This window comes from Arthrobacter sp. Hiyo1 (genome assembly GCF_001263615.2).
In the GTDB taxonomy this organism is placed as follows: domain Bacteria; phylum Actinomycetota; class Actinomycetes; order Actinomycetales; family Micrococcaceae; genus Arthrobacter.
Genome location: NZ_DF952472.1, coordinates 183305 through 190973, shown reverse-complemented (window position 1 = coordinate 190973; position 7669 = coordinate 183305). Strand labels below are relative to the sequence as shown.

The window sequence follows — 7669 nt, the reverse complement described above, 5'->3', positions numbered from 1 at the left end:
AACGCGACCGACGCGGAGAGCAGCGCGAGAGTTGCCGCGAGCAGCGGCCACGGGGCCGTCAGGGCTCCGAGGATGGGGCCGGCGATTGTTGCCCCGACGACGCCGATCAGTACGGCGAATCCGCCCATGGCATACAGGCGGTGGCGCAGTCTGATCTTGTCAGCGGCCCCGGTGAGACCTTGCGCCAGAACAAATGACGAGAGTGTGACGCCGAATACGACGTAGAAGGCAGATAGCCCTCGGCTGTCGTACTGCGCCAGCGGCACGAGGTCTTTCTCCTGCAGGGTAAGCCCGGCATGGTCCGCTACGCCATGGACCAGAGCGCGGGCCGCTCCGCTCTCGCTGAGGCCCTTTGCGCCGGCGTAGTCGAACTGCAACGTGGTTGGCGCGGTCAGGGCCACCGCCGCAACCGCGTCGCCATTTTGAACCATGTGGGTGCCTTCGCTGAGCGAGGTGACCTCGGTCACCGTGACGGCGTCGCCCAGTCTCTTTTGAGTTGCCGTGGCGAGCGGTTCGCCCACTACAGCCAGCGGCAAGTGCAACGGTGCGGGGCTGCGCTGAATGCCGACGTAGATGGCGATGAAGGCCGTACCAATGATGAGCCCGGTGAGAACCAGGGCTATCCACGCGCTGTGCTGAGTTCCGGGAGCGGCATTCCCGGCCCGGGCTGGATGGGGAAATGACATCTTCAGGGCTTCCTCGACTAGAATGGTTTGAATATCAAACCGAGGCAATCGTACAGGAGGCGGTTTGAAAAACAAACCATCGAAAGACTCACTCGCCGTTGCTCTTGGCGCGATCGATGACCGGTGGTCGCTCCACATCGTTCGCGCGCTGGCGTTCGGCGCGTCGCGGTACACCGAAATATTGCGTGCCGTGGGAGCGCCAAGGGACATCCTTGCATCGCGTTTGAAAAAGCTCACGGAGTCCGGGATCGTCCAACAGCGGTTGTCGGAAAGCAGCGGGGGCTCCGGGTATGAACTCACCCAAAAAGGAAGGGATTTGGGCCAGGTCATCTTGGTTCTGAAGCGCTGGGGTGACGCATACCGGGACGCGGACGTTCCGGTAGTCGAGTTTGTGCATGATGCGTGCGGCGAAATGTTTGTGGCTGAGGTGCGCTGCGAAGCTTGCGGAAGGCCTGTCAAGTCAGGAGAGCTCTCTGTCCGCCACCCGGAGGAGGCCTGCTAGCCGGCCAGCGATCGGACGCGGGGTGCCCGCCCGATCGCCGCCGAACACACCACGCCACGCAGCCGGAATTCACGGCTTGTGAGCGCCGAAACAAGCGGCTGGTGAGGCGAGCTCGAAGGCCTTGATCTCACCCTCCAATTTCATCGAGAAAAACGGGACGTCGTGCAAGAATCCGTCCAGTGGGGACCTGCCGGTCTGGGGATCCCGACGATTCGCGCTCGAATGGAGTGACAGCGTACGGCTGAATTGTTGACGGCTTCCTTCGCAGCGTTCGGCCTCTTATGGCCTTTGGGGCACTCTTTCCCGCAGGACCCGGTGGGCACTGCAGCACGGTGCCGCCATTAGGACAAGGACGTGACGCCCAGTTTCCGCACCGTGGCTGTGCCGCCTTCGACGTACACGTCGGTGCCCAGGTTCCCGGACCGGGGGAACACCAGATCGCTCAGCACAACCCTGCCGTCTTGGGCGAAGACCTCCACCGAGCACTGGTCGACGATTACTTTTAGCCTAAGCGCGCCGCCGTCGAGCTTCACTGGTGCGGACTCAGCCGACGAGAACTTATCGTGGAAGGCGGTGTTTCCGGAGTTGCGCCGGTCCAGGGTGAGCCGGCTCGTCAGGGCATCGAAGGTGAGGACCGTTGCGGTGCTCCCGTCTGGCGCGCTGAGGAGCCTGAACGCGATGGTCCGTGCCGTGCCGGGCAGGATCTCGGCGTCGATCAGCTGGGCTGATCCGGGCATCGCGTGGGGCAGTTGCAACAGGGAGTTGTGAAGTAGTTCCATGTTCTGGATGGTGCGGGCCGGCTCCCCGGAGTCCAAGGTCAGCACGGGGCGCTGCACCAGGCGCGGGAAACCGTCCACCGTCGCGAGCTCGATCTCGCGGGCAAGCGACATACTGGAGCGCCACGGAGTCGTGGGCAAGGAGTTGGCGTAGTCCCAGTTGTTCATCCAGCCGATCATGATGCGGCGGTTCTCCGGGGCGTTGCTGAAGGAGACGGCGGCGTAGTAGTCACGTCCCCAGTCGAGCCACAGACAGTGTCTGAGATCTACGTTCCCGTCGGCATCGGTTGGAACGAGCGAATCAGGGTCGGCGGTGAACTGCACGCCGTCGAAGTCGCCGACGAAGTATTGCCCTCCGGAGCCGCCGGCCACGGCGCCCGGGTTGATATTGACCACCAGGACCCATTTGACGTTGTCCGGGTCTCCGTCGACGGGGAGCGGGAAGAGGTCGGGGCATTCCCATTCGCCGTCGCTGGCGTTGGCTGGGCCGAAGGTGCTCAGGTATTCCCAGTCCTTGAGGTCGGCCGAGCGGTAAAGCACAACCTGCTGGTGCTGGGCCTCCACCGCCACCATGATCCAGCGGGAACCGGCCGGTCCCTCGTAGCGGAACACCTTGGGGTCCCGGAAATGGGCCGAGCCGCGGCCAAGCACGGGGTTGCCTGCGTATTTGCTCCAGGTCATGCCGGCGTCCGTTGAGAACGCGAGAGACTGGGCTTGTGTCCCTTGGTGCACCGAGCCTTCCTTGAAGGCGCTCGTGTAGATGGCCACCAAGGCCGGTTCTTCTGCTGTGCCGAATCCCGACGTATTGCCGTGGTCCACCACGATGCTGCCGGAAAAGACGTCTTCTTCCTCGTTGCAGGCGATGGCAACCGGGTGTTCGGTCCAGTGCAGAAGGTCGGTTGAGGTGGCGTGTCCCCAGGACATGTTGCCCCAGACGTTGTCGAAGGGGTTGTTTTGGTAGAAGAGGTGGTAGACGCCCTGGTGCCACACGAGTCCGTTGGGGTCGTTCAGCCACGTGTTCTTGGCTGTGTAGTGAAGTATTGGCCGCATGGTGGGGGCGGTTTCTTCGGCGCGGCCCCCGGCAAGGTGCGCTGTGGTTTCAGTCATCGGAGTTCTTTCGGGACGTCTGGGCCATTTCCAGGGATCGGATCAGTTCCGCCCGCGTTGGCGGGTTCGCTCCGTGCCGTCCGACCGTTATGGCCGCAGCGAGCGAGGCGGCGGTTCCCAGCCGGGTGAGTTTGCCGTAGCCGAAATCGTCCTCGGGGTCCTCGATGAGGCCGGCGATAAGCGATGACATGTAGGAGTCGCCTGCGCCGACAGTATCCTTGACGAGCACTGGTGGTGCCGGCACTTCGATCTCGGCAGCATTCGAGCGCAGATAGGATCCGGATGCGCCATCGGTGATGATTGCAAGTTCCGTCCCGAGATCAAGCAGCCGCTGCGCGACGTCGTCAGGAGACGTGCGCGGGTAAAGCCACCGGGCATCGTCCGAACTGAGCTTCACAACGGTAGCCAGGGCAACTGTGTGTTCGAAAGTCCTGAGCGCTTCAGTGTGGCTGGGGAGCAGTGTCGGGCGGATGTTGGGGTCGTACGTGACCAAGCAGCGGCGGGAGAACAGTTCCAGCAAGGACCGGACTTGGGTTGCTCCGGGCTCCGTGAAGGAGGCCAGTGACCCCGTATGCAGCACCTTCGGGAGGAAAGTGGGGCTGATGTGGGGGAGGTTCCATTCGAAGTCGAATTCGTACTCTGCGGAACCGCTGCTGTCCAGAAGCGCCCTGGCTGTGGAGGTGCGGCTGAGGTGTTCGGCTCCCGGGAACAGGTGTACTCCTGCGGTGTCCAGGTGTTGTTGGATGTTCCTGCTGCGTTCATCCCTGCCCAGTGCGGTGAGAAATGCGGTGCTGACGCCTAGCCGGCCGAGTCCGAACGCGACGTTCATCCCTGATCCGCCGGGAAACTCGACGGGCCCTGCGGCGGTGTTAATGATGTCGATTATGGCCTCGCCGATGACGACGACATCCGTTTCAGGGCATGGGGGAACTGGGGTGCTATGCATTCGGGGTCCTTGGAGGGTTGGGCGCGTCCTCTACTGGGCGCGCTCGAAGGTCAGGTGTTGGGGCGTGTAAGTGAGTCCGGTGCTGCTCTGCTCGAAGCGTCCTGATGTTTTGGGGAGGCTACGGAATCGCGGAGGACCAGGGGACAGGGGAGAAGGGTCGGGTGAGCGGCGAACAGCTGCAGGTCGGTTTTTCCCTCGATGGCGTCGATCAGGTTTTCGGTGGCCCAGGCGCCCATTTCGTAGTGCGGAAGGGCGACGGTTGTCAGGGCGGGGTAGATGTTTTCGGCAATAAGTTGTTGGTTGTCGAAACCGACGATGGAAATGTCGTCCGGAATCCTGAGGCCAAGTTCCCCGGCGGCCCGGTACGCGCCCATGGCCATGCGGTCGTTGTAGCAGAATATAGCGGTGGGCCGGTTTGGGGTTTTCAGCAGGCGCAGGGCCGCCTGGTGGCCGCCGGGCACCTCCGACGGCTCGGACTGGACGAGTTCTTCGTGATAGGGCAGCCCGGCACCTGCGAGTGTGTCCTTGAATGCCTTGAGCCGGGAGTGGGTGGCGGGGACGTCGTCGGTGTTGTTGAGCATGCCGATGCGGGTGTGTCCGGCGTCGATCAGGGTTTGTACGGCCGACCTCGCACCGGCGATTTCGTCGGGGATGACGGAGGAAACGGTGTGGCTGATGTCTTCGGAGTCCACCAGGACGGCGGGGAGTCCGATGAGGTTCTTGGGGACGGCCAGTTTGCGGTGATACATGGTGGCGTAGAGGATGCCGTCTACCTGCCGGTCCAGCAGATCCGCCACATCACTTTCCCTGGAATCCTGGGAGCTGGTGCTGGTGGAGTTGATGATCATGATGCGGTATCCGCGAGCACGTGCCGTCTCCTCGGCCCCCAAAATGATCCGGCCGGCGTGCGGGGTGGTGGCGATTTCCTCGCTGATGAACCCGATCATGCCCGAACGCTGGGTGCGCAGCGCCTGCGCCAGCCGGTTCGGGCCGTATCCGAGACGCCGGGCCGCTTCGTGGACCCGTTCCCTCGTCTCCGCCCCCACCCGGGCGTAGACAACATCATTGAGGACGTGGGAGACCGTTGTGACCGAGACGCCGGCTGCGGCTGCCACGTCCTTGATGCCAACTGACTTGTTCATTGGTCTCCCACGTCCTTATGTTGATGCTGATTCTATGTCCGGGTACTTGCTGGGTACGTTCTATTCGTCCCAGAGGCCCGATGGCGATCCCCGAGGGACTCGCCAGGCCTGAGCGGGCTACTGAACCACAAGTGGTTCGTGTGCCGCCTGGAAACCGACCGCGGGTGTGGCCCTGAAGGCGTTAACAGTCCTGTCCGCGATAACTTGGGCGTCACTTCCGGAATCAAGGATCGTATTCCGGGCTGATGCGGGATCGACCATGACGGCCGTAACGGCGAGGGCGTCCGAAGCCTGGGTCGTCAACAGCGCGTCCACCTGAGCTTCGAAAGCCGATCCGCTGGACGTGGCGTGAACGTCCATCGCCACCACGTGGTTGTTGGAAACGAAGTTGCCGACCCCCGCCATCAGCCGGATGATGACGGGCGTCGCACCTGCGGGCCGGATGCTCTGTGAGTCGATGATCTCGGAGAAGTGGTTCCCGATGACAGAGTTGTTGCTGCCGCTGACACAGAGAAGCCCGTTGAGGTCGTCCAATCCGTTGTCGACTCCCAGGAAGGGTGTCCAGGCTCGTGGTCACGCAGGAAGTGATTCGTGGCCACGAGGTTTTCCGAACTGTTCGCTGCGAGAACCACCATGCCAGGGTAGAACGAATGCAAACGGTTGTTGGTGACGCTTGAGCGCGTGACGCCGTCCAGATGGACACTGCTCGCACCGCGGGGGAAGACGTTGTTCGCGGTTATCAGGAGCCCGCCATGGTTCTCGGCGTAGATCGAGTGACCTTTTGGCCCTGCTCCGACCAGGTTGTCGGTGATCTTCGATGCCTGTCCCCACCCGCGCAGTTCGATGCAGCTTCCGCATTCGGCGATGAAGTTGTCGTGAACGGAAAGCGCGTCCGCGTTGTAGATGGTGAGGGCGTTCTCAAGGTAGACGAACCCCATGCCGGTTACGCGGAATGAGTCATTGGCGTTCGCGACATAGATGCCGGTCTTGCCGTTGACGTAGGTGTTCTCGGGGTGCATTCCCGAGCCGTCCGGGGCGAAGTGCAACCCGTCGATGCAGAAGTTGGAGAACTCGACCGAGCTGATCCGTGGGCTTCCGCTTCGTTCAACGTAGAATGCGGCTCCCTTGGATTCCTCTCCGTCTCCGCCGGAGGGAAGGTCGACGAGAATGCGGCTCCCCCCAGGCCATAGCTCATGCAGGTCGGGCCATTCGTCTTCGGGGACGTTGAACCGGATGCTCGATGACGTAAAGCCGTGTCCGGAGCCGTGGATCCTGAGGAAGCTGACGTCGATCAGCACCTGCGTACGCAGGCGGTAGTCTCCGGGCGGAATGTAGATCACCGCGCCTGGCTTTCCTCCATTGTTCGCATCGGTGGCGGTCTGCCGGTCCTTGATATCGGCGATGATGCTGTTGATTACTTCACCGACGTCCTCGGACGGATTGCCGACGGGCCACGTCGTCACGTCGTAGTGGTTGTTGCTTGACATTGGTTCTTCCCTTTGTGCTGTGGTTTCTCAGCCCTTGACGGCGCCGAGGGTCATGCCTGCGACGATCTTGCGCTGCAGGAGAAGGGTGAGAAGGATGACGGGGATCGAGTAGACGGCGGCGAGGGCTGTCATGGATCCCCAGTCCAGTCCGAACTGGGTCTGGAAGTTTGCGATGACCACGGGTGTGGTCTGGGACCGGACGGCGGTCATGAGTAGCGCGAACAGGAATTCGTTCCAGGAGGCGAGGAAGGCGAAGATCGCTGTCACGGCGATGCCTCCGGAGACCACCGGGATGACCACCCGCCACAGGGCTCCGAGCCGGCTGCAGCCATCCACGGTAGCTGCTTCTTCCAGGTCCTGTGGGACGGCCTCGAAGAAGCTGGACATGAGCCAGATGGAGAGCGGCAGCGAGATGGTTGTGTGCGCGATGGACAGTGCGATCGGGGTGTCGGCCAGGCCGACCGAGGCCATCATGGACGCCAGCGGGATGCCGATGGCGACCGGGGGGACCATGCGGGTGACGAGTGCGGCCATGATGAACACCCTGCCACTGGCTGTTTTGTAGCGTGTGATGCCGTAGGCCGCCGGGACGGCCAGGATGAGCGACAGCAGGGTGCTGATGACGGCGGTCTGGATGCTGTTGATGAACGACGCCGGCACTCCATTGCGGCCCAGGGCGTTGATGTAGTTATCCAGCGTCCATTCCTTGGGGAGGATGGTCGGCGGCACGGCAATGGTGTCGATCGGCGTCTTGAAGGACGTGAACAGCAGGTACAGGAACGGGAAGCCGTAGAGGACGAGCGCCGCGGCGAGGAGGATCCACAGGATGGTCCTGGTGCTGCGCTTGCCGGCTTCGAGTCCTTCGCGATTGACGCCGCGGCGCTTGCGGCCTCCGCTGGCCGACGCCGGTTCCGTGGTGGTCTGAGGCGCAGTCGCTGTTCGGCTTGGCATAATGCTCTCCGTTTGGTGCGGTGCCGGCGCATTGCGGTATGCGGTGCCGGCGTGGCGTGGCCGTTCGGGAAC

At 62.8% G+C, this 7669-nt stretch carries 6 protein-coding genes and 1 pseudogene; 1 reads left to right on the top strand and 6 read right to left on the bottom strand.

Features of this window, described 5'->3' with window-relative positions; genetic code table 11:
• The coding region (locus AHiyo1_RS24810) for a hypothetical protein (protein WP_216363214.1) at positions 1-686 on the bottom strand (686 nt) is incomplete at its 3' end.
• Between the two features lie 64 nt (positions 687-750).
• On the opposite strand from AHiyo1_RS24810, the gene AHiyo1_RS28285 reads away from it, so the two are divergent.
• On the top strand, positions 751-1188 hold the full coding sequence (locus AHiyo1_RS28285) for a winged helix-turn-helix transcriptional regulator (protein ID WP_059389043.1): 438 nt from the start codon (positions 751-753) through the stop codon (positions 1186-1188).
• 341 nt (positions 1189-1529) lie between these two features.
• Here the strand turns inward: AHiyo1_RS28285 and AHiyo1_RS14515 are convergent, their stop codons facing one another.
• The 5 genes and pseudogenes from AHiyo1_RS14515 to AHiyo1_RS14495 form a co-directional block, all read right to left on the bottom strand.
• The gene (locus AHiyo1_RS14515; RefSeq protein ID WP_059389042.1) at positions 1530-3071 is read right to left on the bottom strand and encodes a glycoside hydrolase family 32 protein; all 1542 of its coding nucleotides are present in this window, start codon (positions 3069-3071) and stop codon (positions 1530-1532) included.
• Entirely contained in the window at positions 3064-4017 is a 954-nt protein-coding gene (locus AHiyo1_RS14510) for a carbohydrate kinase family protein (protein ID WP_059389041.1), read from the bottom strand. The genes AHiyo1_RS14515 and AHiyo1_RS14510 overlap by 8 nt, the downstream gene beginning before the upstream one ends.
• A gap of 50 nt (positions 4018-4067) precedes the next feature.
• Complete coding sequence (locus AHiyo1_RS14505) at positions 4068-5159, bottom strand: LacI family DNA-binding transcriptional regulator (protein ID WP_059389040.1); 1092 nt, start codon at positions 5157-5159, stop codon at positions 4068-4070.
• Positions 5160-5276: 117 nt separating this feature from the next.
• Positions 5277-6646 (bottom strand): annotated as a pseudogene (locus AHiyo1_RS14500) (NosD domain-containing protein).
• Between the two features lie 27 nt (positions 6647-6673).
• Positions 6674-7597 carry a carbohydrate ABC transporter permease gene (locus AHiyo1_RS14495; protein WP_059389044.1) on the bottom strand — a complete coding sequence of 308 codons (924 nt, stop codon included), beginning with the start codon at positions 7595-7597 and terminating at the stop codon, positions 6674-6676.
• Positions 7598-7669 lie beyond the last annotated feature (72 nt).

Coding starts and splice junctions, on each gene's coding strand:
- AHiyo1_RS14515 (WP_059389042.1), bottom strand. CDS start 3,071: ATGACTGAAACCACAGCGCACCTTGCCGGGGGCCGCGCCGAAGAAACC.
- AHiyo1_RS14510 (WP_059389041.1), bottom strand. CDS start 4,017: ATGCATAGCACCCCAGTTCCCCCATGCCCTGAAACGGATGTCGTCGTC.
- AHiyo1_RS14505 (WP_059389040.1), bottom strand. CDS start 5,159: ATGAACAAGTCAGTTGGCATCAAGGACGTGGCAGCCGCAGCCGGCGTC.
- AHiyo1_RS14495 (WP_059389044.1), bottom strand. CDS start 7,597: ATGCCAAGCCGAACAGCGACTGCGCCTCAGACCACCACGGAACCGGCG.